At 72.8% G+C, this 20,012-nt stretch carries 23 protein-coding genes and 1 riboswitch; of the genes, 16 read left to right on the top strand and 7 right to left on the bottom strand.

Translation table 11 applies throughout. The features are described 5' to 3' along the window. Positions 1–12: 12 nt before the first annotated feature. Both ACIBG6_RS00625 and ACIBG6_RS00620 read right to left on the bottom strand, forming a co-directional pair. The gene (locus tag ACIBG6_RS00625) at positions 13–315 is read right to left on the bottom strand and encodes an urease subunit gamma (RefSeq protein WP_317593596.1); all 303 of its coding nucleotides are present in this window, start codon (positions 313–315) and stop codon (positions 13–15) included. Positions 316–478: 163 nt separating this feature from the next. Beyond that, complete coding sequence (locus tag ACIBG6_RS00620) at positions 479–1,099, bottom strand: TetR/AcrR family transcriptional regulator (protein WP_399220267.1); 621 nt, start codon at positions 1,097–1,099, stop codon at positions 479–481. A gap of 104 nt (positions 1,100–1,203) precedes the next feature. Between ACIBG6_RS00620 and ACIBG6_RS00615 the strand changes: the two genes are divergently transcribed. Then, on the top strand, positions 1,204–2,220 hold the full coding sequence (locus ACIBG6_RS00615) for an ABC transporter permease (protein WP_399220266.1): 1,017 nt from the start codon (positions 1,204–1,206) through the stop codon (positions 2,218–2,220). 112 nt (positions 2,221–2,332) lie between these two features. Here the strand turns inward: ACIBG6_RS00615 and ACIBG6_RS00610 are convergent, their stop codons facing one another. Further along, complete coding sequence (locus ACIBG6_RS00610) at positions 2,333–2,611, bottom strand: type II toxin-antitoxin system Phd/YefM family antitoxin (RefSeq protein ID WP_399220264.1); 279 nt, start codon at positions 2,609–2,611, stop codon at positions 2,333–2,335. A gap of 67 nt (positions 2,612–2,678) precedes the next feature. Here ACIBG6_RS00610 and ACIBG6_RS00605 point away from each other — a divergent pair, with 67 nt between their 5' ends. The 3 genes from ACIBG6_RS00605 (at position 2,679) to ACIBG6_RS00595 (ending at position 4,616) form a co-directional block, all read left to right on the top strand. Continuing rightward, positions 2,679–3,302: an ATP-dependent Clp protease proteolytic subunit gene (locus ACIBG6_RS00605; RefSeq protein WP_399220262.1), complete on the top strand. Its 624-nt coding sequence runs from the start codon at positions 2,679–2,681 to the stop codon at positions 3,300–3,302. 7 nt (positions 3,303–3,309) lie between these two features. Continuing rightward, positions 3,310–3,615: a hypothetical protein gene (locus ACIBG6_RS00600; protein ID WP_399220260.1), complete on the top strand. Its 306-nt coding sequence runs from the start codon at positions 3,310–3,312 to the stop codon at positions 3,613–3,615. Positions 3,616–3,929: 314 nt separating this feature from the next. Beyond that, positions 3,930–4,136: riboswitch (cyclic di-AMP (ydaO/yuaA leader) on the top strand. Positions 4,137–4,139: 3 nt separating this feature from the next. After that, positions 4,140–4,616 (top strand): C40 family peptidase, encoded by a 477-nt coding sequence (locus ACIBG6_RS00595; RefSeq protein WP_399220259.1) that lies wholly within the window; start codon positions 4,140–4,142, stop codon positions 4,614–4,616. 199 nt (positions 4,617–4,815) lie between these two features. Here ACIBG6_RS00595 and ACIBG6_RS00590 read toward each other — a convergent pair whose 3' ends face one another. Together ACIBG6_RS00590 and ACIBG6_RS00585 are read right to left on the bottom strand one after the other, a co-directional pair. Beyond that, positions 4,816–5,244, bottom strand: coding sequence for an ATP-binding protein (locus tag ACIBG6_RS00590; protein ID WP_399220258.1), 429 nt, complete (start codon positions 5,242–5,244; stop codon positions 4,816–4,818). A gap of 159 nt (positions 5,245–5,403) precedes the next feature. Next, positions 5,404–6,582, bottom strand: coding sequence for an 8-amino-7-oxononanoate synthase (locus ACIBG6_RS00585; protein ID WP_399220257.1), 1,179 nt, complete (start codon positions 6,580–6,582; stop codon positions 5,404–5,406). 143 nt (positions 6,583–6,725) lie between these two features. Here ACIBG6_RS00585 and bioB point away from each other — a divergent pair, with 143 nt between their 5' ends. The 8 genes from bioB to ACIBG6_RS00545 all read left to right on the top strand — a co-directional run bounded on the left by bioB (position 6,726) and on the right by ACIBG6_RS00545 (position 14,162). Then, a complete protein-coding gene (bioB, locus tag ACIBG6_RS00580; RefSeq protein ID WP_399220256.1) occupies positions 6,726–7,991 on the top strand; it encodes a biotin synthase BioB in 1,266 nt (421 codons plus the stop codon). Between the two features lie 5 nt (positions 7,992–7,996). Continuing rightward, on the top strand, positions 7,997–9,277 hold the full coding sequence (locus tag ACIBG6_RS00575; protein ID WP_399220255.1) for an adenosylmethionine--8-amino-7-oxononanoate transaminase: 1,281 nt from the start codon (positions 7,997–7,999) through the stop codon (positions 9,275–9,277). 20 nt (positions 9,278–9,297) lie between these two features. Beyond that, entirely contained in the window at positions 9,298–10,050 is a 753-nt protein-coding gene (bioD, locus tag ACIBG6_RS00570; protein WP_399220254.1) for a dethiobiotin synthase, read from the top strand. A gap of 78 nt (positions 10,051–10,128) precedes the next feature. Further along, on the top strand, positions 10,129–10,473 hold the full coding sequence (locus ACIBG6_RS00565; protein WP_399220252.1) for a VOC family protein: 345 nt from the start codon (positions 10,129–10,131) through the stop codon (positions 10,471–10,473). A gap of 10 nt (positions 10,474–10,483) precedes the next feature. Next, the gene (locus ACIBG6_RS00560; RefSeq protein ID WP_399220251.1) at positions 10,484–11,146 is read left to right on the top strand and encodes a class I SAM-dependent methyltransferase; all 663 of its coding nucleotides are present in this window, start codon (positions 10,484–10,486) and stop codon (positions 11,144–11,146) included. A 63-nt stretch (positions 11,147–11,209) separates the two neighbouring features. Beyond that, a complete protein-coding gene (locus ACIBG6_RS00555) occupies positions 11,210–11,635 on the top strand; it encodes a GNAT family N-acetyltransferase (RefSeq protein ID WP_399220250.1) in 426 nt (141 codons plus the stop codon). Between the two features lie 161 nt (positions 11,636–11,796). Then, complete coding sequence (locus ACIBG6_RS00550) at positions 11,797–13,146, top strand: hemolysin family protein (RefSeq protein WP_399220249.1); 1,350 nt, start codon at positions 11,797–11,799, stop codon at positions 13,144–13,146. Continuing rightward, the gene (locus ACIBG6_RS00545) at positions 13,143–14,162 is read left to right on the top strand and encodes a hemolysin family protein (RefSeq protein ID WP_399220248.1); all 1,020 of its coding nucleotides are present in this window, start codon (positions 13,143–13,145) and stop codon (positions 14,160–14,162) included. The genes ACIBG6_RS00550 and ACIBG6_RS00545 overlap by 4 nt, the downstream gene beginning before the upstream one ends. A 75-nt stretch (positions 14,163–14,237) precedes the next feature. Here ACIBG6_RS00545 and ACIBG6_RS00540 read toward each other — a convergent pair whose 3' ends face one another. Continuing rightward, the gene (locus ACIBG6_RS00540) at positions 14,238–15,269 is read right to left on the bottom strand and encodes a maleylpyruvate isomerase family mycothiol-dependent enzyme (protein WP_399220247.1); all 1,032 of its coding nucleotides are present in this window, start codon (positions 15,267–15,269) and stop codon (positions 14,238–14,240) included. Between the two features lie 65 nt (positions 15,270–15,334). Between ACIBG6_RS00540 and ACIBG6_RS00535 the strand changes: the two genes are divergently transcribed. From ACIBG6_RS00535 to mug, 3 genes are all read left to right on the top strand, one after another. Further along, positions 15,335–16,153 (top strand): SGNH/GDSL hydrolase family protein, encoded by an 819-nt coding sequence (locus tag ACIBG6_RS00535; protein WP_399220246.1) that lies wholly within the window; start codon positions 15,335–15,337, stop codon positions 16,151–16,153. Positions 16,154–16,259: 106 nt separating this feature from the next. Next, positions 16,260–17,702, top strand: coding sequence for an adenylosuccinate lyase (gene purB, locus ACIBG6_RS00530; RefSeq protein ID WP_056642208.1), 1,443 nt, complete (start codon positions 16,260–16,262; stop codon positions 17,700–17,702). Between the two features lie 62 nt (positions 17,703–17,764). Continuing rightward, complete coding sequence (gene mug, locus ACIBG6_RS00525) at positions 17,765–18,256, top strand: G/U mismatch-specific DNA glycosylase (protein WP_399220244.1); 492 nt, start codon at positions 17,765–17,767, stop codon at positions 18,254–18,256. Here mug and ACIBG6_RS00520 read toward each other — a convergent pair. Next, on the bottom strand, positions 18,247–18,669 hold the full coding sequence (locus tag ACIBG6_RS00520; RefSeq protein WP_399220243.1) for a hypothetical protein: 423 nt from the start codon (positions 18,667–18,669) through the stop codon (positions 18,247–18,249). The two genes, mug and ACIBG6_RS00520, sit on opposite strands and share 10 nt — an antisense overlap. A gap of 154 nt (positions 18,670–18,823) precedes the next feature. On the opposite strand from ACIBG6_RS00520, the gene ACIBG6_RS00515 reads away from it, so the two are divergent. Further along, a complete protein-coding gene (locus ACIBG6_RS00515) occupies positions 18,824–19,981 on the top strand; it encodes an ROK family transcriptional regulator (protein WP_055644759.1) in 1,158 nt (385 codons plus the stop codon). Positions 19,982–20,012 lie beyond the last annotated feature (31 nt).

The raw sequence follows: 20,012 nt of genomic DNA, 5'->3' as shown, positions 1-20,012 counted from the left end.
CGCGCGCCCCGCTCAGACGATGGGGTCGTGGACGGTGACGAGCTTGGTGCCGTCCGGGAAGGTGGCCTCGACCTGGACGTCGTGGATCATCTCGGGGATGCCGTCCATGACGTCCGCGCGGGAGAGCACCTTGCGGCCGGAGGCCATGAGTTCGGCGACGGTGCGGCCGTCCCTGGCACCTTCCAGGATGTGGGAGGTGAGCAGGGCGACGGCCTCGGGGTGGTTGAGCCTCACACCCCGCGCCCGGCGCTTCTCGGCCACGTCGGCAGCGACATGAATGAGCAGGCGTTCCTGTTCGTGCGGGCTCAGTTGCACTCTTCCACCTCACGGTCGTCTACCGGGACGGGACCCGGACAGCTGCGGACCCTACCCAGCGTCAACACCTTGTTGAGCTGCGGAGAAGCGGCACGCGGCCAGACATTGCACGTTAGGGCGGAAGTTTTTCCGGCTCGTTAACTCCGGCTTTGCATTTCCATGATCATCGGATCGGATCGACCGACATGGACATCAGCCCCCGGAGACCGTCCTCCAGGATCTCGACGGCCACGTCCCCGAAGAGCGCCTGCTGGGCGATGAAGCCCTGCGCGACGGCGATGAGGGTCCGGGCCACGTGGTCGGCGGGGACGTCGGCGTGCAGGAGGCCGCTCTCGCGGTAGGCGGCCACCAGCTCCGTCCAGGCGGCGCGCATCCCCTGGTAGCCCTCCGCGAGGGTCTTCGCCAGTTCCTCGTTCCGCAGGGTCTCCGTCCACACCTGGATGATCAGCCGCGCGAAGGCCTGCCGGTCCGCGCCCTCGATCCGCTCCTCCAGGAAGAGCCGGAGCACCGCTCCGAGCAGCACGTCGGGGGTGGGGGGCGGGGTGGCCCTGGACGCCTCCTCGAACGCGCTCCGGATGCCGGCGAAGGCCTCGCCGGCGATGGCCCCGATGAGTTCGTCCTTGCCGCGGAAGTACCGGTAGACCGCGCCGGCCGAGAGACCCACCTCGGTCAGTACGTCCTGCATGGACGTCGCGTGGAAGCCGTTGCGGGCGAAGCAGCGCGCCGCGCCGTCGAGGATCTGCCGCCGCCGGGCGTCGAGGTGTTCCTGGGATACACGAGCCATGGGGCGAACCTAAAACGAATATTCATTCTTGACAACTTCCCGGCCCCGCAGGACAGTGGCAACACAGTAAAACGAACGATCCTTCTCTTTGAATCGAGGACGCCATGTCCGCCACCGCCACCGCCCCCGCCGCCGGCGCGGGGCGCCGCACCATCGCGGTGATGGTGCTGATCCCGACCGTCGTGGCCCTGGCCCTCTGGGCCTTCGCGTGGCCCGCGGCCCGGACGGCCCCCCGCGATCTGCCGATCGGCGTCGCCGGTCCCGCGACGGCGGCCACCGCCGTGGAGCGTGGGCTCGACCGCCACGAGGGCGCCTTCGAGGTCCACCGCTACGAGGACGGCGCCGCGGCCCGTGCCGCCATCGAGAACAGGGATGTATACGGAGCGGTCGTCGTGACCCCGGGCGGTACGGAGCTCCTGACCGCCTCGGCGGCGAGCCCCGTGGTGGCCGGGCTGCTGCGCGAGGCCGTGACCGCCCAGGCTCCCGAGGGCACGACGATCCCGGTCACCGACGTGGTCGCGGCCCCCTCGGGCGATCCGCGCGGGGCCGTACTCGCCTCGAGCCTGCTGCCGCTCGCCCTGGCGGGGGCGGCGGCCGGCGCCGTCACCACTCTCCTGGGGCTGCGCGGGACCCGTGCGGTGGCCGCCCTCTCCGGGGCCGCGGCCCTCGCGGGACTCGTCGGCGCGGCCCTCGCCGACACCTGGCTCGGCGCGCTCGGCGGGAACTGGTGGGCGGAGGCCGGACTCCTCGCCCTCACGGTCCTGGCGATCGGCTCGGCGCTCGCGGGACTGGCCGCACTCATCGGCAAGCCGGGCCTCGGACTCGGGGCGTTCCTGATGATCCTGCTCGGCAACCCCTTCTCGGGGATCGCGAGCGCGCCGGAGCTGCTGCCCACCGCCGTGGGCGCGCTCGGCCAGTTGCTGCCGCCGGGCGCCGCGGGCTCGGCCCTCCGCTCCGTCTCGTCCTTCGACGGGGCGGCGGCGGGCGGCCCGATCCTGGTCCTCGCCCTCTGGGCCGTCGCGGGCCTGACCGCGATCCTGCTGGGTGGCCGCGTGCGGCGCGCGGAGCCGGCGACCCCCCGGGTTCCGGAGCCGGCGCCGACGCCGACGCCGGTGGGCTGAGCCCCACGATCGAGCCCGTACCGGAATCACGCCGGGCCGGGACGGACGACAGCCGGGTGCCCCTCTCCAGTGGAGAGGGGCACCCGGCTGTCGTCGTCCGTCCCGGCAGCCCCTACGAGGCGCCGGGATCGCGGTGGTGGGCGGCGATGCCGAAGCGGCGCTGTTCGCCCATGGCGGAGTCGAGCGGCCGCAGAGTGGAGACCGAGCTGATCACCTGCTCCTCCGCCGGCTCCGGCGCCGCCTCCAAAGCCTCCAGGTCAGCGGCCGAGACCAGGGCGACGAGCGGCTTCCCGTGGCGGGTGACGACCACGCGCTCACCGCCGTACACGACGCGGTTGATGAGGTCGGCGAGCTCAGCCCGCGCTTGCGTCACCGGGATCTCGTAGGTCATGCTCCCCATCTTACGGGCTGTACGTCCTGTACATTTTTGCCAGAGAGATCGATGGAGGTGCTCAGCCATGGACGCGCGCTACGTTCTGCCCGAGTTCACGGAGCGGACCAGCTTCGGGACCCGGACCCTCGATCCGTACTCGAAGCTCCTCGAGTCCCGGATCGTCTTCCTCGGCACGCCGGTCGACGAGACCTCGGCCAACGACGCCATCGCCCAGTTCCTGTACCTCGACCACGCGTCGCCGGGCCAGGACATCTCCCTCTACATCAACTCCCCCGGCGGCTCCATCACCGCCATGACCTCGATCTACGACACGATGCGGACGCTCTCCTGCGACGTGGAGACCACCTGCCTGGGCCAGGCCGTCTCCACCGCGGCCGTACTCTTCGCGGCCGGCACGCCGGGCAAGCGCCTGATCCTGCCCGGCGCCCGGGTCACGCTCCGGCAGCCGACCCTGGACGAGCCCCTCCAGGGGCAGCTCAGCGATCTCGACCTCCAGGCGAGCGAACTGCTGCGGCTGCGCGCGCTGGTCGCGGGGATGCTCGCCGAGCACACCGGGCAGGACCCGGAGCGGATCGACGCCGACATCGACCGCCTGACCGTCCTGGACGCGCCGGCGGCCGTCGCGTACGGCCTGGCGGACCATGTCGTCGCGAACCGGCGCGCCGCCGCCGGCGGTACGGCGCGGTGAAGCGGCCGTGGTCCCCGAGCTGCCGCCGCTGCCGGCCCTGACGCGGGCCGAGGGCGATCTCGTCGACGCGTACCTCGAAGTCGTCGACCTCCTAGGGAAGATCAATCCATCCAGAAGTACGCATACCTATGGGGCGTTGCGTGCGGCTCAGGCCCTGGTGGGACGCGCGGAGGCGCTGCGCGAGGCCCTGACGCTCATGCATGAACGAGGCGAGACCGAGGTCCACGCGGACACATTGGCGCGCGCCCTAAGGGTGTTGGACGGGGAGCGCCGGGCCGACCGCGTCACCGTCCCCCGCGCTCGCGCGAGTTGACATTTCCGCGTGTCGTGTCGAGGTCCGGTCGGGCGACACGCACCGCAGAATCCCTCGCCCGTTCAGCGTAGTCGACGAGTCGACATATGAAGCGGGCGAGTTGCGCAACAGGTGTACACATTTGGCGGAATCGAACGTTCCATCGCTGGTACGCGGCTCGTAGGCCAAACCTCCGAAGATCACGAAGGCCGTCTGTCCACCCGAACGGATCAGTCGTGAGGAGCCTCACATATCGCCGTTTCAGCTCGGTTTTCGCCCATGTCGTGGGTCAAGATCCCTGTCGACGACAAGCCCCCGCCACCGCGGCGGGGCGGTCCGGGCGGACGCCGAGTCCTGCCGCTGTCCCGGACGTCTGGTCGACAGGAGTGGATCGGCAGGAGTGGAGGACCCAATCAGTACGGAACGTTCGCGCTGTCACCGCAGCGGGCCCGTTCCTTGGGGTGAAGCCGCAGCCGCGGCCGGGCATCTTCGCCAGCCCGAACCCGACAGGTCATCCTTCGCAGGCGGCTGACGAAGGGTTGCGCATGACCGCGCAGATGCATGTCCCGTCCCTGCTGTCCCGGGCCGGAGCCGTCTCGGCTCTCACCCTCGCCGCCGTCGGCGGCACGCTGTTCGCACCAGGTGCGGCGTCGGAGGCCCAGGCAGCGACGACACACGCGAACAAGGCACTGAGCGTCGCCGCGTCGAAGAAAGGATCGCCCTACCGGTACGGATCGACCGGACCCACCCGGTTCGACTGCTCCGGTCTGACGCTCTACGCGTACAAGAAGGCGGGCAAGTCGCTGCCTCGCACCGCGCAGCAGCAGTACAACAAGACCCGGCACATCTCCTCGTCCACCCGGCAGAAGGGCGACCTGGTCTTCTTCCACTCCGGCGGAAGGGTCTACCACGTCGGCATCTACGCCGGCAGCGGCAAGATCTGGCACTCGCCCAAGACGGGCTCCTGGGTGAAGCTCGACAAGATCTGGTCGTCGAAGGTCTACTACGGCCGCGTCCGATGACGTACCCCGGGCACTGACCCGAGCGAGCCGGAGGGTGCGGTGGCGCCGCCGCACCTCCTGCCGGCCTCACGCCTCGCGCAGCCGGACGGCCTCTCGCAGCCGGACGGCCTGCTCGGCCGCACGGCCTTGCTCAGCCGCACGCCTCGCTCTGCCTCACGCCTCGCTCTGCCTCACGCCTCCCCTCGGCGGTACGAGCCCCCTACACCGGCGCCATCGCCCACGGGAGGGTGATCCAGACGGTCTTGCCGCCCTCCTGGGTCGGCGTGACCGAGAGGCGGCCGCCGGCCTCCGCCGCGAGGACGCGGATGATGACCATGCCGCGACCGTTGTCCTGCTGGACCGCCGCCGGGAGGCGGCGGGGCCAGCGGGGATGGCTGTCCGTCACACCGATGCGCAGGCACTCCTCCCGCTCCAGGCGGAGGTCGACCGTGAAGGTGGGCGACTGCCCGAAGGTGTGCTGGACGGCGTTGGTCGCCAGCTCCGAGACGATGAGCCGGATCGAGTCCGCGATCTCCGCGTCGTCGTCGAGCCCCCAGTCCCCCAGGACGTCCGCGACCCATCTCCGTGCCGTGCGGACCGACGCGGGATCGCTCGGCAGAGTGGCGGATGCTTCCTGATGGTCTGCCATGGCAGCGCTGTCCCTTTCCCGCCGGGGACACCACCCCGGATTGCGCTTCGCGTCAGTGCCACCGATCGTGCCGCCCCGTGTGGCCTTCCACCACGAAATGTGGCCATCTATCGCCCGAAGCGGTGAACTCTGCTGCCCGGGAACGCTCTTGGGCTAGCCTCAGGCGGCGGGCGCGGTGCGCAGGATCGTCTCCACCGCCCGTGCGAGGTCGGCGTCCGTGAGGTCGGCGCGGGCCGTGAGCCGGAGCCGCGAGATGCCGTCCGGTACGGACGGGGGCCGGAAACACCCGACCGCCAGGCCCTGTTCGCGGCAGTCGGCCGCCCAGCGCAGCGCTGCCTCCGGCGAGGGGGCGCGCACCGAGACGACGGCCGCGTCCGGCCGCGCGGCGGTCAGTCCGGCCGCCGTGAGGCGCTCGTACAAGGTGGTCGCGACGGTCCGCGCCCGCCCGGCGAGCGCCGGTTCGGCGGCGATCAGCCGCAGGCTCGCCAGCGCGCCGCCCGCCGCGGCCGGGGCGAGCCCGGTGTCGAAGATGAAGGTGCGCGCCGCGTTCACCAGGTGCTCGACGACCCGGGCGGGGCCGAGGACCGCGCCGCCCTGGCTGCCCAGGGACTTGGAGAGGGTGAGGGTCGCGACGACGTCCTCGTCGCCCGCGAGGCCCGCTTCGTTCAGGGCGCCCCGCCCGCCGTCGCCGAGGACGCCGAAGCCGTGGGCGTCGTCGACGACGAACCCGGCGCCGTGGGCGCGGCAGGCGTCGGCGAGCTCCGGCAGCGGCGCCTTGTCGCCGTCGACGGAGAAGACGGAGTCGCTGACCACGAGCGCCCGGAGGTCCGGCCGCGCCTCCAGGGTCTTGCGTACGGAGTCGGGGTCGGCGTGCGGCACCACGGCCGTCTCGGCGCGCGCGAGCCGGCAGCCGTCCACGATCGAGGCGTGGTTGGAGGCGTCCGAGACGATCAGCGCGTCCCGGCCGCCGAGGGCCGTGAGCGCGGCGAGGTTGGCGGCGTAGCCGGAGGAGAAGACGAGGGCCGCCTCGAAGCCGCAGAACTCGGCGAGTTCGCGTTCGAGCCGGGTGTGCAGCCGGGTCGTCCCGGTGACGAGCCGTGAGCCGGTGGCGCCGGCGCCCCAGCGGCGCGCCGCCTCGGCCGCCGCCTCGGTGACCTCCGGTCGGCGGGTGAGGCCGAGGTAGTCGTTGCTCGCCAGGTCGAGGAGCTCCGACTCGGCGGACCGGGGCCGCAGCGTACGGACGAGACCGGCTTCCGCACGGCGGCGCGCCTCGGCGTCGGTCCAGTCGAACGCGGTCCGGCGCGGGCCCTCGGCCCGGGCGTCGTCGGCCTGTGGCATGCGGCGATCCTTTTGTAGGCAGCGCACAGACCCTAACCGGAGTGTGCCGAGGTCGGGATGTGGTCATCCACACACCTCGTTCGGCGGCGTTTGTTCGGATCCTCCTTGGCCCGGGGGTGGGCGGTAGGCAAGGATCAGCGCTTATGGACCTGCTGAACACGCTGGTGGAGAAGGGGCTGCGGCGCGAGCTGCCGACCCGTGAAGAAGCGCTCGCCGTTTTGGCGACCTCCGACGACGAGCTGCTCGATGTGGTGGCGGCGGCCGGCAAGGTGCGCCGTCAGTGGTTCGGGCGGCGGGTGAAGCTCAACTACCTCGTCAACCTGAAGTCGGGGCTGTGCCCCGAGGACTGCTCGTACTGTTCGCAGCGGCTGGGCTCCAAGGCCGAGATCCTCAAGTACACGTGGCTGAAGCCGGACGAGGCGTCCCAGGCCGCCGCGGCGGGTGTCGCGGGCGGGGCCAAGCGGGTCTGCCTGGTGGCGAGCGGGCGCGGTCCGACGGACCGGGACGTCGAGCGGGTCGGCAGGACCATCGAGGCGATCAAGGAGCAGAACGAGGGCGTCGAGGTGTGCGCCTGCCTCGGTCTGCTCTCGGACGGCCAGGCGGAGCGGCTGCGGGACGCCGGCGCCGACGCGTACAACCACAACCTGAACACGTCCGAGGCGACGTACGAGGGGATCACCAAGACCCACACGTACGCGGACCGGGTGGACACCGTGCAGAAGGCGCACGCCGCCGGTCTGTCGGCCTGCTCCGGTCTGATCGCGGGCATGGGCGAGACCGACGAGGACCTCGTCGACGTCGTGTACGCGCTGCGCGACCTGGACTCGGACTCGGTGCCGGTCAACTTCCTCATCCCCTTCGAGGGCACGCCGCTCGCGAAGGAGTGGAACCTCACCCCGCAGCGCTGTCTGCGGATCCTCGCGATGGTGCGGTTCGTCTGCCCCGACGTCGAGGTGCGGATCGCGGGCGGCCGTGAGGTGCACCTGCGCTCGATGCAGCCGCTGGCGCTGAACATCGCGAACTCGATCTTCCTCGGCGACTACCTGACGAGCGAGGGCCAGGCCGGCCAGGCCGACCTCGACATGATCGCGGACGCGGGCTTCGAGGTGGAGGGCGCGGGCACGACGACGCTCCCGAAGCACCGCGCGGACGCGCTCGCCGCGGCGGGTGCCGCCGCGGCCGGCGGCGGCTGCGGTTCCCAGGCGTCGGCGGGCTGCGGCTCGCACGACGCGGCGGAGGGCGCGGGCTGCGGTTCGCACGCCGAGGCCGGTGGCGGCTGCGGTCCCTGCGGCGGTCACACCGTGCCCGAGCCCGCGGAGCCCACCGAGGCCGCGGCGAACCAGGCGCGGACCGACCTCGTCGCCGTGCGCCGCCGGGGGGCCGGCACGGACCTCGCACCGAACGCGTGACGTCCATGCGCAACGAGGAACTGATCGCCCTGGACCGGGCGCACGTCTGGCATCCGTACGGCCCCATGCCGGGCCGTACGGACCCGCTGGTCGTCGAGTCCGCGTCCGGGGTACGCCTGCGGCTCGCCGAACCCTCCGAGGGCCGTGCCGAGTTGATCGACGGCATGTCCTCCTGGTGGTCGGCGATCCACGGATACAACCACCCGGTGCTCAACGACGCCGTACGCGGCCAGCTGGACCGGATGAGCCACGTCATGTTCGGCGGGCTCACCCATGAGCCGGCCGTCCGGCTCGCCGCGCGGCTCGTCGAGATCACCCCCGAGCCGCTGCGGCACGTCTTCCTCAGCGACTCGGGCTCCGTCTCCGTCGAGGTCGCGGTCAAGATGTGCCTGCAGTACTGGCGCTCCCTGGGCCGCCCCGAGAAGCAGCGGATGTTCACCTGGCGCGGCGGGTACCACGGGGACACCTGGCAGCCGATGTCCGTGTGCGACCCCGACGGCGGGATGCACGAGCTGTGGACCGGCGTCCTCCAGCCGCAGGTGTTCGTGGACGCCCCGCCGGCCACGTACGAGGAGTCGTACGCGGAGCTGCTGCGGACCGAGATCGGGAAGCACGCGCACGAGCTGGCCGCGGTGATCGTGGAGCCGGTGGTGCAGGGCGCGGGCGGGATGCGCTTCCACGACGCGGAGTACCTGCGGGTGCTCCGTGAGGCCTGCGACGCGCACGACGTGCTGCTCGTGTTCGACGAGATCGCCACCGGATTCGGGCGTACGGGCACGCTGTTCGCCGCTGATCGGGTGGGCGTCTCCCCCGATGTCATGTGCCTGGGCAAGGCGCTGACGGGCGGATACCTGTCGATGGCGGCGACCCTCTGCACGAGCCGGGTCGCCGACGGGATCTCCCAGGGTGAGGTCCCGGTCCTGGCCCACGGGCCGACCTTCATGGGCAACCCGCTGGCCTCGGCGGTGGCCTGCGCCTCGATCGACCTGCTGCTCTCGCAGGACTGGCAGGTCGAGGTGAAGCGGATCGAGGCGGGACTGCGCGAGGGGCTCGCCCCCGCCGCCGAGCTGCCCGGCGTCCGCGAGGTGCGGGTGCTCGGCGCGATCGGTGTCGTCCAGCTCGACCACCCGGTCGACATGGCGGCGGCGACGCGGGCCGCGGTCCGGGAGGGCGTGTGGGTACGCCCGTTCCGCGACCTCGTCTACACGATGCCGCCGTACGTGACGGGCGACGAGGACCTGGCCCGGATCTGCGCCGCGGTGTGCGCGGCGGCGGCCGCGGGCTGATCGGAAGAGTGAGGACAGCAGTGGGAATCATCGTCGTCAGCGGTACGGGAACGGAGATCGGCAAGACGGTCGTGACCGCGGCGGTGGCCGCGGTGGCCACGGCCGCGGGGCGGTCGGTCGCGGTCCTGAAGCCCGCGCAGACCGGGGTCGGCCCCGACGAGACGGGGGACGCGGACGAGGTGATCCGGCTGTCCGGCGCCGCGGCCTCGGTCGAGCTGGGGCGGTTCCCGGAACCGCTGGCCCCGGGCACGGCCGCCCGGCGGGCCGGGCTCGCCCCCGTCGGGCCCCTGCAGGTGGCCGAGGCGGCCCGTGCCCTGGCCGCCTCGCACGACCTGGTGCTCGTGGAGGGGGCGGGCGGACTGCTCGTCCGCTTCGACGAGGAGGGCGGCACGCTCGCGGACGCGGCGGCGCTCCTCGGCGCCCCCGTCCTGTGCGTGGTCCCGGCGGGTCTCGGGACGCTCAACACGACGGCCCTGACGGCCGAGGCACTGGCGGCACGCGGCATCGAACAGCTCGGTGTCGTGGTCGGCAGCTGGCCGGCCGCGCCGGACCTGGCGGCCCGCTGCAACCTCGCGGACCTGCCGGAGTCGGCGGGCGCGCCCCTGCTCGGGGCCGTACCGGAGGGTTCGGGGGCGCTCGACCCGGCGGGGTTCCGCGCCGCGGCGGGCGGCTGGCTGGCGCCGGCGCTCGGCGGAACGTGGGACGCGAAGGCCTTCGGGGCGGAGTTCGGCCCGGAACCGACTGCCGACGCCGGGACCGGCTTCGGGGGCTGACCCGGGAACCGGCTTCGGGGGCTGACCCGGGGCCCGGCTTCGGGCGCCGATCCGTGGCGGACTCCGTACGCTGGGCGCATGCGCGCTCACGTTCAGGAGATCGTCTTCGACTGTGCCGATCCGGCCGCCCTCGTCCGTTTCTGGGCGGGACTCCTCGGCGGTGATCCGGTCGACCGCTCCGGCGACTGGTCGTACGTCGACCCGCCGGAGTTCGTCCGGCTCGCCTTCCAGCGCGTGCCGGAGGGCAAGTCCGTGAAGAACCGGATCCATCTCGACCTGACGGTGGCGGACCCGGACCGGGCCGCCACCGAGGCCGGGCCCGCCGGCGCGGTCCGTGTCGGCGGTCTCGTGACGGACGAGCAGGGCTCCTTCCAGGTCATGCGGGACCCGGAGGGCAACGAGTTCTGCTTCGTGACCGGATGAGGGACACCCCATGACCTCCTCGCGCCCCGGCTCCCCCGGACCCCGTGTCCACCACCCTCTCTTCGCGCGCTTCTACGCCCGCGTCAGCGTGACGGCCGACGCGCGCGGCGGGCTCGCCGCCCTGCGCGAGGAGCTCCTGTCCGGTCTCACCGGCCGGGTCGTCGAGATCGGCGCGGGGAACGGACTGAACTTCGCGTACTACCCGGCCGGTGTCTCCGAGGTCGTCGCCGTCGAACCGGAACCCGGCCTGCGGCGGCTCGCCGAGGAGGCCGCGCGGCGGGCGACCGTCCCCGTGACCGTGCGGCCGGGCACCGCGGAGGAGCTGCCTGCGGAGGACGGTGTCTTCGACGCGGCCGTGGCCTCGCTCGTCCTGTGCACGGTACGGAACGTGCCGCAGGCCCTCGCGGAGGTGCGGCGCGTCCTGCGCCCCGGCGGCGAGCTCCGGTTCTTCGAGCACGTGGCGGCGGGGACGCCCGGGCTCGCCCGGGTGCAGCGGGGCCTGGACCGTACGGTCTGGCCACTCCTCTTCGGCGGCTGCCACACCGCACGGGACCCGCTCGCGGCGATCCGGGCGGCGGGCTTCTCCCTCGGCCCGTACCGCTCCTTCGACCTCCCGGAGAACGGGCCGCGCCTGCCGACCTCCCCGTGTGTCCTGGGCGTGGCCCGGATGTGAACCCGTGTCCCACCCGGCGGAACTCCCTGGCACCGGTCCCGGCCCGCGTGATGGGATCCGGCCATGATCGATCTGCGGATACGCGCCGCCCTGCCCGACGAGGCCGAGGCCGTCCTGGCCTTCTGGAAGGAGTCCGCCGAGGGGACGTCCATATCGGACGACGTGCACGGGGTCGGTCGGCTGGTCGAGCGGGATCCGGACGCCCTCATCCTCGCGCTGGCCGACGGTCTGATCGTGGGGTCCGTGATCGCCGGCTGGGACGGCTGGCGCGCCTCCCTCTACCGGCTCGCCGTGCTGCCCTCCCACCGCCGGCGCGGCATCTCCACCGCGCTCCTGCGCGCGGCCGACGAGCGGTTCGCCGCGCTCGGCGGCCGGCGCGTGGACGCGATGGTCCTGGAGGCGAACGAGACGGGCCGACGGCTGTGGACGGCCGCCGGGTACGAGCGCCAGGACCACTGGCGCCGCTGGGTGAAGCCGCTCGACGGCTGATCATCACCCGGTTTTGCCCGTCCTTTACTATGGTTCCTCATCCCGACTATCGAAAGGTGTGAGCGTCCGCCCATGGGCGAGCCTCCCAGTAGCACTGGTTCCACGTTCCGACATCGAGCGATCCCCTCCCCCCTGACTGATCATGGGACGGAGGTGAACCGATGACCGAAGTGCTCCTGCTCGTCCTTGCGCTCCTGCTCTCGCTGCTGTGCGGTGCCTTCGTCGCGGCCGAGTTCTCGCTGACGACGGTCGAGCGCGGCGAGCTCGAAGCCGCCGCGGAGCGCGGCGAGCGCGGCGCGGCGGGCGCGCTCAAGGCCGTCCGTTCGCTCACCTTCCAGCTCTCCGGCGCCCAGCTCGGCATCACCGTCACCAATCTGGTCGTCGGCATGCTCGCCGAGCCCTCGATCGCCAAGCTGATCCGGGGCCCGGTCGAGGCCCTCGGCCTCTCCACCTCCGTGGCCTCCTCGGTCGCCCTCGTCCTCGGCACGGCCTTCTCGACCGTCGTCCTGATGGTCGTCGGCGAGCTGGTCCCGAAGAACTGGGCGATCTCCTCGCCCCTCGCGGTCGCGAAGGTGGTGGCGACCCCGCAGCGGGTGTTCACGGCCGCCTTCAAGCCGCTGATCAGCCACCTCAACAACACCGCGAACCGGATCCTGCGCCGCATCGGCATGGAGCCGACCGAGGAGCTGGCCTCCGCGCGTTCCCCGAAGGAGCTCGTGGCGCTCGCCCGGCACTCCGCGAAGGAGGGCGCCCTGGAGGCGGACACGGCCGAGCTGTTCGTCCGCACGCTCAACCTGGCGGAGCTGACCGCGGAGAACGTGATGACGCCCCGCGTCCAGGTCACCGCCCTCGAGGTGCAGGCCACCGCCGAGGACGTGGCGAACGCGACCCGCGCGACCGGCCTCTCCCGCTTCCCCGTCTACCGGGGCAACCTCGACTCGGTCGTCGGCATCGCGCACATCAAGGACGTGCTGGCCATACCGGCCGGCGAGCGGGCACGCCGCCGGATCGGCGAGATGCTGCGCGAGCCGCTGCTCGTCCCGGAGACCCTGACCGTGGACCGTCTCCTCGACCGGCTGTCCGGCAAGCAGACGATGGCCGTCGTCATCGACGAGTACGGCGGTACGGCCGGCGTCGTGACCCTGGAGGACATCGTCGAGGAGGTCGTCGGCGAGGTCCGCGACGAACACGACCCGCACGAGACGCCGGACCTGGCGCGGGCGGGCGAGGACGCCGACGGCCGCGAGCTGTGGTCCGCGGACGGCGCCGCCCGTACGGACCAGGTGGAGGCGATCGGCCTCCATGTGCCGGACGGCCCGTACGAGACGCTCGCGGGTGTCCTCGCGAACGAGCTGGGCCGCATCCCGGCCGTCGGCGACAGCGTGGAGCTGGCCGGCTGGCGGCTCGACGTCGTGGACGCCTCGGGGCGGCGCGCGGCGCGCGTGCTGATGCACGCCCCCGCGCACACCGCCTCGCATGACTCCGACCAGACCGGGGAGGCCCGCCGATGATCGTGATCCAGCTGTTGATCGGTCTGCTGACCCTGGTCGTCAACGCCTTCTTCGTCGGCGCCGAGTTCGCCCTGATCTCGGTCCGCCGCAGTCAGGTCGAGCCGCTGGCCGAGTCCGGGAACCGGCGGGCGCGCAGCGTCATCTGGGGCCTTGAGCACGTCTCCGCGCTGCTCGCGGCGGCGCAGCTCGGCATCACCCTCTGCACCCTGGTCCTCGGCATCGTCGCCGAGCCGGCCATCGCCCACCTCCTGGAGCCGGTCTTCGACGCGGTGGGCGTGCCGCACGGTCTGGTGCACCCGATCTCGTTCGTGATCGCGCTGTCGGTGGCGACGTACCTGCACATGCTGCTGGGCGAGATGGTGCCGAAGAACATCGCGCTCGCGGAGCCGACGCGCACCGCGCTGATCCTCGGCCCGCCGCTGGTGACGCTCGCGCGGGCGCTGCGTCCGGTGATCTTCACGATCAACGCCTTCGCCAACGCGCTGCTCAAGCTGTTGCGGGTGGACGTAAAGGACGAGGTCGCGGCGACGTTCTCGGACGACGAGCTGGCCCGCATGGTCACCGACGCGGGTCACGCCGGACTCCTGGACGACCGGGCCGCCGAGCGGCTGCACGACGCCCTGGAGCTGGGCCGCCGTCCGGTCCGGGACGTCGTGATGCCGGCGGAGAAGGTGGTGTACGCGCAGGTCGGCACCACTCCCGAGGAGCTGGAGGCGCTGTCGGCGTCGACGGGCTACTCGCGCTTCCCCGTGGTCGACTCGGAGCGCACGATCCTCGGCTATCTGCACGTCAAGGACGCCCTGGACGTCACTCCGCGCGATCTGCCGTTCCCGGTCTCGGCGCTGCGGCCGATCGCCCGCGTCCGGGCGGCCACGCCGCTGGACGACGTCCTGACCGCGATGCGCCGGAGCCGTACGCATCTGGCGGCGGTCCTCGACGAGGACGGCAAGCCGGCCGGTCTCGTGACGATGGAGGACGTGCTGCGCGAACTGGTGGGGCGCCCGGCGGCACCGTGACCCGTACCGCGTGACGCCGAAGGGCCCCGGGAGTCTTCCCGGGGCCCTTCGGGCGTTCTCGGGTCGTGCGGGGTCTCAGAGCGCGGTGGCGGTCAGCCAGGCGTCGAGGAGGCCGCGGTCCCCGGAGTGCGCGAAGCGCGGGTCGTCGGCGGCGTACCGGCGGTGCAGCAGGAGCAGCAGCTCGTCGCCGGCGCCGGTGACGCTCGCGGTCGGTTCCGTACGCGCGGCGGACGCCGCGTTTCCGCGCCGCCAGGTGAAGCCGCCCCCGCCGAGCGTGAGCGTCCAGACGGTACCGGTGTCCGTGGCCGTGAGCCGGAGCAGGTCGCCGTCGCGGTCGAGCTGGGCGATCCGCTCGGCGGTCCGCGGGACGTACAGGAGGGTGGCGAGGTGGTGTTCGATGCCCTCGGCGGCCGTGCCGGGGTCGATCGGTCCGGCCGCCCCGGCGAGGGCGATCTCGGCGTCGGCGAGGTGCACGACGGCCTCGAAGAGGACGTGGCGCGGGTAGTACCCGGCGCGCGGTTCGGGTCCCGGGGACCAGAGCGGGGTGTCCGGGTCGGCGGCGCGGAGGGTCGCGACGAGGGTCTCGGCGCCGGCGGCGAACCAGTCGGGGTACGCGGCGGGGTCGCCCGGCAGGTCGAGGGGGAGGTCGCGGGCGGGGACGCGGGCGGTGGCCCCGGTGCGTACGAGGTGTTCCGCCCAGCGGTGGACGGTGCCGAGGTGCCGGGTCAGCTCGGCGAGGGTCCAGCCGGGGCAGGTGGGCACGGGGGTGGCGGGGTCGGCGTCCCGGACGGCGGCGCCGAAGCGGCGGGCCCGCTCGGCGACGGCCGCGCAGGCGGCGGCGTGGGTGTCCTCGGTGAGGCCGAAGCCCTCCGAGACCTTGAGCAGCTCGTCCCGCCAGGGTCCCTCCGGCCGGCGCAGGGCCGCCGCGCGGAAGTGCCCGTCGAGGGCGCGCCGGTCGGCCGCCGGGAGCCCGGCGAGCGTGTGCCCCGTGCCCTCCAGCCACTTCACCGCCGTGTCGGGGTCCAGGACGTCGTCGTCACTGGTCTCGACGGCCGTCACCAGCTCGGCCAGGGCCTCCGCCAGTGTGCTCAGCAGCGCGTCGCTCATCGGGTCTTCCCCTCCCGGGTTCTCCACGGCATCCCGCGCATACCGCGCGGTATGATCTCTCCGCCATGGAGATCAATGCCACCTACACCAGTCTCGTCGCCCTCGGCGACAGCTTCACCGAGGGTATGTCGGACCTGAAGCCCGACGGCTCGTACCGGGGCTGGGCCGACGTCCTCGCGGGCCGGCTCGCCGCCCGCACGCCCGACTTCCGCTACGCGAACCTCGCCGTGCGCGGAAAGCTCATCGGCCAGATCGTCGACGAGCAAGTCGACCTGGCCGCAGGCATGAAGGCCGATGTGGTGACCCTCGTCGGCGGGCTCAACGACACCCTCCGACCCAAGGTCGACATGGTCCGGGTGCGGGACCTCCTCACCGAGGCAGTGGAACGCCTCACACCCGCCTGCCGGCAGCTGGTCCTGATGCGCAGCCCCGGCCGCGAAGGGCCGGTCATGGAGCGCTTCCGCCCCCGCATGGAGGAGCTCTTCGTCCACCTCGACGAGCTCGCCTCCCGGCACGGCGCCCTCGTCGTCGACCTGTACGGGGCGCCGGCGCTCGGCGATCCCCGGCTGTGGGACGTGGACCGGCTCCATCTGACCGCCGACGGGCACCGGCGGGTGGCCGAGGCGGTGTGGCAGACGCTGGGCCTCCCTCCCGAGGACGACTGGCGGACTCCGCTGCCCCCGGCCGGTCGCACCGGCTGGGCGAGCCGGCGGATCGCGGACGCCCGTTTCGCCAGGGAGCACCTGGGCCCGTGGATCGGACGGCGGCTCACGGGCCGCTCCTCCGGGGACGGGCGCACACCCAAGCGCCCGGAACTCCTGGCGTACGAGACGTCGTACGAGACGCCGCACGAGGCACCTCGCGAGGCCCCGGCCGGCCCGTGAGCCGGACCCGAGGGGCGGACACCCCCTTCGTGACCTGCGTCTCGTAGCAAGCTCCACATCCCTCCGTGGCGCTGGCCTGCACAAACCGCCAGTAGAATCTCTCCACGTGACTGCTGTGACTGCGAAGCCCCGTATCCCCAACGTTCTGGCCGGCCGCTACGCCTCCGCGGAGCTCGCCGTCCTCTGGTCCCCCGAGCAGAAGGTGAAGCTGGAGCGTCAGCTGTGGCTCGCCGTGCTGCGTGCGCAGAAGGACCTCGGGATCGAGGTTCCGGACGCCGCCCTCGCCGACTACGAGCGCGTTCTCGACCAGGTCGACCTCGGTTCCATCGCCGAGCGCGAGAAGGTCACCCGGCACGACGTGAAGGCCCGCATCGAGGAGTTCAACGCCCTCGCCGGCCACGAGCACGTCCACAAGGGCATGACCTCGCGCGACCTCACCGAGAACGTCGAGCAGCTCCAGATCCGCCTCTCCCTGGAGCTGATGCGGGACCGTACGGTCGCCGTCCTCGGCCGCCTCGGCAAGCTCTCCGCCGAGTACGCGGAGCTGGTCATGGCGGGCCGCTCGCACAACGTCGCCGCCCAGGCGACCACCCTCGGCAAGCGCTTCGCGACCGCCGCGGACGAGCTGCTCGTGGCGTACGCGCGCCTGGAGGAGCTCCTCGGCCGCTACCCGCTGCGCGGCATCAAGGGCCCGGTCGGCACCGCGCAGGACATGCTGGACCTGCTCGGCGGCGACGCGGGCAAGCTGGCGGACCTGGAGCAGCGGATCGCCGGGCACCTCGGCTTCGCCAACGCCTTCACCTCGGTCGGCCAGGTCTACCCGCGCTCGCTCGACTACGACGTGGTCACCTCGCTCGTGCAGCTGGCCGCCGCGCCGTCGTCGATCGCCAAGACGATCCGTCTGATGGCGGGCCACGAGCTGGTCACGGAGGGCTTCAAGCCCGGCCAGGTCGGCTCCTCGGCGATGCCGCACAAGATGAACACCCGCTCCTGCGAGCGTGTCAACGGCCTGATGGTCATCCTGCGCGGCTACGCGTCGATGACCGGCGAGCTCGCCGGTGACCAGTGGAACGAGGGCGACGTGTCCTGCTCCGTGGTCCGCCGTGTCGCCCTGCCGGACGCCTTCTTCGCGCTCGACGGCCTCCTGGAGACCTTCCTGACCGTGCTCGACGAGTTCGGCGCCTTCCCGGCCGTCGTCGCCCGCGAGCTCGACCGGTACCTGCCGTTCCTGGCGACCACCAAGGTCCTCATGGGCGCCGTGCGCGCCGGGGTCGGCCGCGAGGTCGCCCACGAGGCCATCAAGGAGAACGCCGTCGCCTCCGCCCTCGCCATGCGCGAGCAGGGCGCCGAGCGCAACGAGCTCCTCGACAAGCTGGCCGCCGACGACCGGATCCCGCTGGACCGGGCGCAGCTCGACGAGCTGATGGCGGACAAGCTGTCCTTCACGGGCGCCGCCGCCGACCAGGTCGCCTCCGTGGTCTCCCGTATCGAGGAGATCCTGAAGCAGCACCCGGAGGCCGCCGCCTACGCCCCCGGCGCGATCCTCTGACCGGGACCCCCCGGTTCACCAAGGCAGAGCTGGAGGCCGCTCGCGACCGCGTCGTTCCCGACGTGGTCGCGGGCGGCCTTTCCGTGCTCTTCTGCGGGATCAACCCGGGTCTCATGACGGCGGCGACAGGCCACCACTTCGCCCGGCCGGGCAATCGGTTCTGGCCGGTGCTCCACCTGTCCGGGTTCACCCCGCGGCAGTTGCGGCCGGACGAGCAGGACGAGCTCCTGTCGTACGGGCTCGGCATCACGAACGTGGCGGCGCGGGCCACCGCGCGGGCCGACGAGCTGAGCCGGGAGGAGTACCGCGAGGGCGGGCGGATCCTGGTCGAGAAGGTGGAGCGGCTGGCGCCGCGGTGGCTCGCGGTCGTCGGGGTCACCGCGTACCGGACGGCGTTCGGCGAGCCGAGGGCGGCGATCGGGCCGCAGGAACGCGTGATCGGTTCCACCCGGGTCTGGGCGCTGCCCAACCCGAGCGGCCTCAACGCCCACTGGACGGCGGCGACGATGGCCGAGGAGTACGCGAGGCTCCGGGAGGCCGTCCCCTACGACTGAGGTGGGCGCACCGCTGTCACCAGCGCGAGGAGCTGGAGCGGCAGTTCCTTGTCCCACTGGGAGATCCCCAGGGCGATCCACTGCCCGCCGTCCCACCACAGGCGCAGTTCCGCGGTGTGGTTCGCGAGGGTGGACCAGGGCTCCGGTAAGGACTCGCCGGCCAGGCTCCGCTCCAGGACCGGCCAGAGGTCCAGCTCCGTCGGCGGGCCCCAGCGGACGGTGAGCAGGGCGGCCAGCCCGTCCCGTTCCGCTTCGTACTGTTCCTCGGCGAGCTCCCGGCGGGTGCCGTCGTCGTCCCGGAAGTCCTCGCTCGTCGCGAGCTCCGCCAGGTGGAAGTCGGGACCGCCGTCGGGACCGCCGGTGAGGCGCGCGCGGAACTCGTCGATCGTCGCCAGGTGGCGTGCCATGGTCATGGGGCCAGTAAAGCGGCCGCCACTGACAGTTGGCGGCGCGTCAGGCGGGCCGGCGAGGGGCCCGGGTCCGCACGGGCCCGGGGGCGGCACTCGCCGCGCCCCGGCCCATTGAGTACCATCCGCCGAAGAGGTGCACGAGCTGGGAGGACACACTGTGGGGCGGCTGACCGGCGGGGATCCGTCTCTGCTGCGGCGGATCAACTCCGCGGTGGTACTTCATGCGCTGCGGGGCGCCGACGCGCCCACGCTCACGGACCTGACCCGGATCACGGGTCTGTCCCGGCCGACGGTCGAAGGTGTCGTCGAGGGACTCATGGAGGGCGGGCTCGTCGTCGAGTCGGCGCCCGAGGAGGGCGAGGCCCGGCGCCAGGGGCGTCCGGCGCGGAGGTTCCGCTTCCGTGCGGAGGCCGGTCATCTCCTCGGCATCGAGATCGGCCCGCACCGCGTGGCCGCCCTGCTCTCCGGTCTGGACGGCCGGATCATCGGCGCCGGGTCCCGCGAGGTGGCGGAGACGGCCCCCGAGGACGAGCGTCTGGACAAGGTGCGGGCGGTCGTCGCGGACGTGCTGCGCAGGGCCGGGGTCGCCCGGTCCAATCTGCGGGCCGTCGGCGTCGGGACGCCCGGCATCGTGGAGGCCGACGGCACGGTACGCCTCGGCACGGCGCTGCCCGGCTGGACGGGCCTCGCGCTCGGCGAGCGCCTGCGGCGCTCCTTCAAATGCCCGGTGATCGTCGAGAACGACGCGAACGCGGCGGCGGTCGCCGAGCACTGGAAGGGTGCCGCGACCGACTCCGACGACATCGTCTTCGTCCTGGCGGGGCTGAGCCCGGGCGCCGGTTCGCTGATCGGCGGCCGGCTCCACCGCGGTTACGGCGGGGCGGCCGGGGAGATCGGCGCCCTGCACCTGCTGGGCCGCGGGGTCACCCCCGAGCATCTCCTGTCGACCACCGACGAACCGCTGCACCCGCTGGACGAGCAGGCGGTCGCCGAGGTCTTCGCGCTGGCCCGGAAGGGCGACGCCCGGGCGGAGGCGGCGGTGGACCGGTTCATCCAGCGGCTCGTGCACGACGTGGCGGCGCTGGTGCTCGCGATCGACCCCGAGCTGGTGGTCGTCGGCGGCTGGGCCGCCGGGCTCGACGGTGTGCTCCCGCCGCTCCGCGAGGAGCTGGCGCGCTTCTGCCTGCGGCCGCCACGCGTGGTGCTCTCGCTCCTGGGCGAGGCCGCCGTGGGCACGGGCGCGCTGCGGCTCGCCCTCGACCATGTCGAGGAGCAGCTCTTCGCGGTCGACGGAACGGTGACGGCCCGCCGCTGAACCGCCGGAGTGGCGGTCCCTCGACGGGCCG

The sequence above is a fragment of the Streptomyces sp. NPDC050842 genome (assembly GCF_044456565.1).
Taxonomy (GTDB): Bacteria; Actinomycetota; Actinomycetes; order Streptomycetales; family Streptomycetaceae; genus Streptomyces.
Note: the sequence above shows the minus strand (reverse complement) of the source record. Positions and strands in the feature narration are given on the sequence as shown.

Bases quoted from the DNA above. Each gene is read 5' to 3' on its own strand.
- ACIBG6_RS00550 (WP_399220249.1), top strand. From the start codon at position 11,797: ATGACCGAAGTGCTCCTGCTCGTCCTTGCGCTCCTGCTCTCGCTGCTG.
- ACIBG6_RS00595 (WP_399220259.1), top strand. From the start codon at position 4,140: ATGACCGCGCAGATGCATGTCCCGTCCCTGCTGTCCCGGGCCGGAGCC.
- ACIBG6_RS00605 (WP_399220262.1), top strand. From the start codon at position 2,679: ATGGACGCGCGCTACGTTCTGCCCGAGTTCACGGAGCGGACCAGCTTC.
- bioB (WP_399220256.1), top strand. From the start codon at position 6,726: ATGGACCTGCTGAACACGCTGGTGGAGAAGGGGCTGCGGCGCGAGCTG.
- ACIBG6_RS00560 (WP_399220251.1), top strand. From the start codon at position 10,484: ATGACCTCCTCGCGCCCCGGCTCCCCCGGACCCCGTGTCCACCACCCT.
- ACIBG6_RS00610 (WP_399220264.1), bottom strand. From the start codon at position 2,611: ATGACCTACGAGATCCCGGTGACGCAAGCGCGGGCTGAGCTCGCCGAC.
- ACIBG6_RS00615 (WP_399220266.1), top strand. From the start codon at position 1,204: ATGTCCGCCACCGCCACCGCCCCCGCCGCCGGCGCGGGGCGCCGCACC.
- ACIBG6_RS00575 (WP_399220255.1), top strand. From the start codon at position 7,997: ATGCGCAACGAGGAACTGATCGCCCTGGACCGGGCGCACGTCTGGCAT.
- ACIBG6_RS00620 (WP_399220267.1), bottom strand. From the start codon at position 1,099: ATGGCTCGTGTATCCCAGGAACACCTCGACGCCCGGCGGCGGCAGATC.
- ACIBG6_RS00555 (WP_399220250.1), top strand. From the start codon at position 11,210: ATGATCGATCTGCGGATACGCGCCGCCCTGCCCGACGAGGCCGAGGCC.
- ACIBG6_RS00565 (WP_399220252.1), top strand. From the start codon at position 10,129: ATGCGCGCTCACGTTCAGGAGATCGTCTTCGACTGTGCCGATCCGGCC.
- ACIBG6_RS00535 (WP_399220246.1), top strand. From the start codon at position 15,335: ATGGAGATCAATGCCACCTACACCAGTCTCGTCGCCCTCGGCGACAGC.
- ACIBG6_RS00520 (WP_399220243.1), bottom strand. From the start codon at position 18,669: ATGACCATGGCACGCCACCTGGCGACGATCGACGAGTTCCGCGCGCGC.
- ACIBG6_RS00590 (WP_399220258.1), bottom strand. From the start codon at position 5,244: ATGGCAGACCATCAGGAAGCATCCGCCACTCTGCCGAGCGATCCCGCG.
- ACIBG6_RS00545 (WP_399220248.1), top strand. From the start codon at position 13,143: ATGATCGTGATCCAGCTGTTGATCGGTCTGCTGACCCTGGTCGTCAAC.
- ACIBG6_RS00585 (WP_399220257.1), bottom strand. From the start codon at position 6,582: ATGCCACAGGCCGACGACGCCCGGGCCGAGGGCCCGCGCCGGACCGCG.
- ACIBG6_RS00540 (WP_399220247.1), bottom strand. From the start codon at position 15,269: ATGAGCGACGCGCTGCTGAGCACACTGGCGGAGGCCCTGGCCGAGCTG.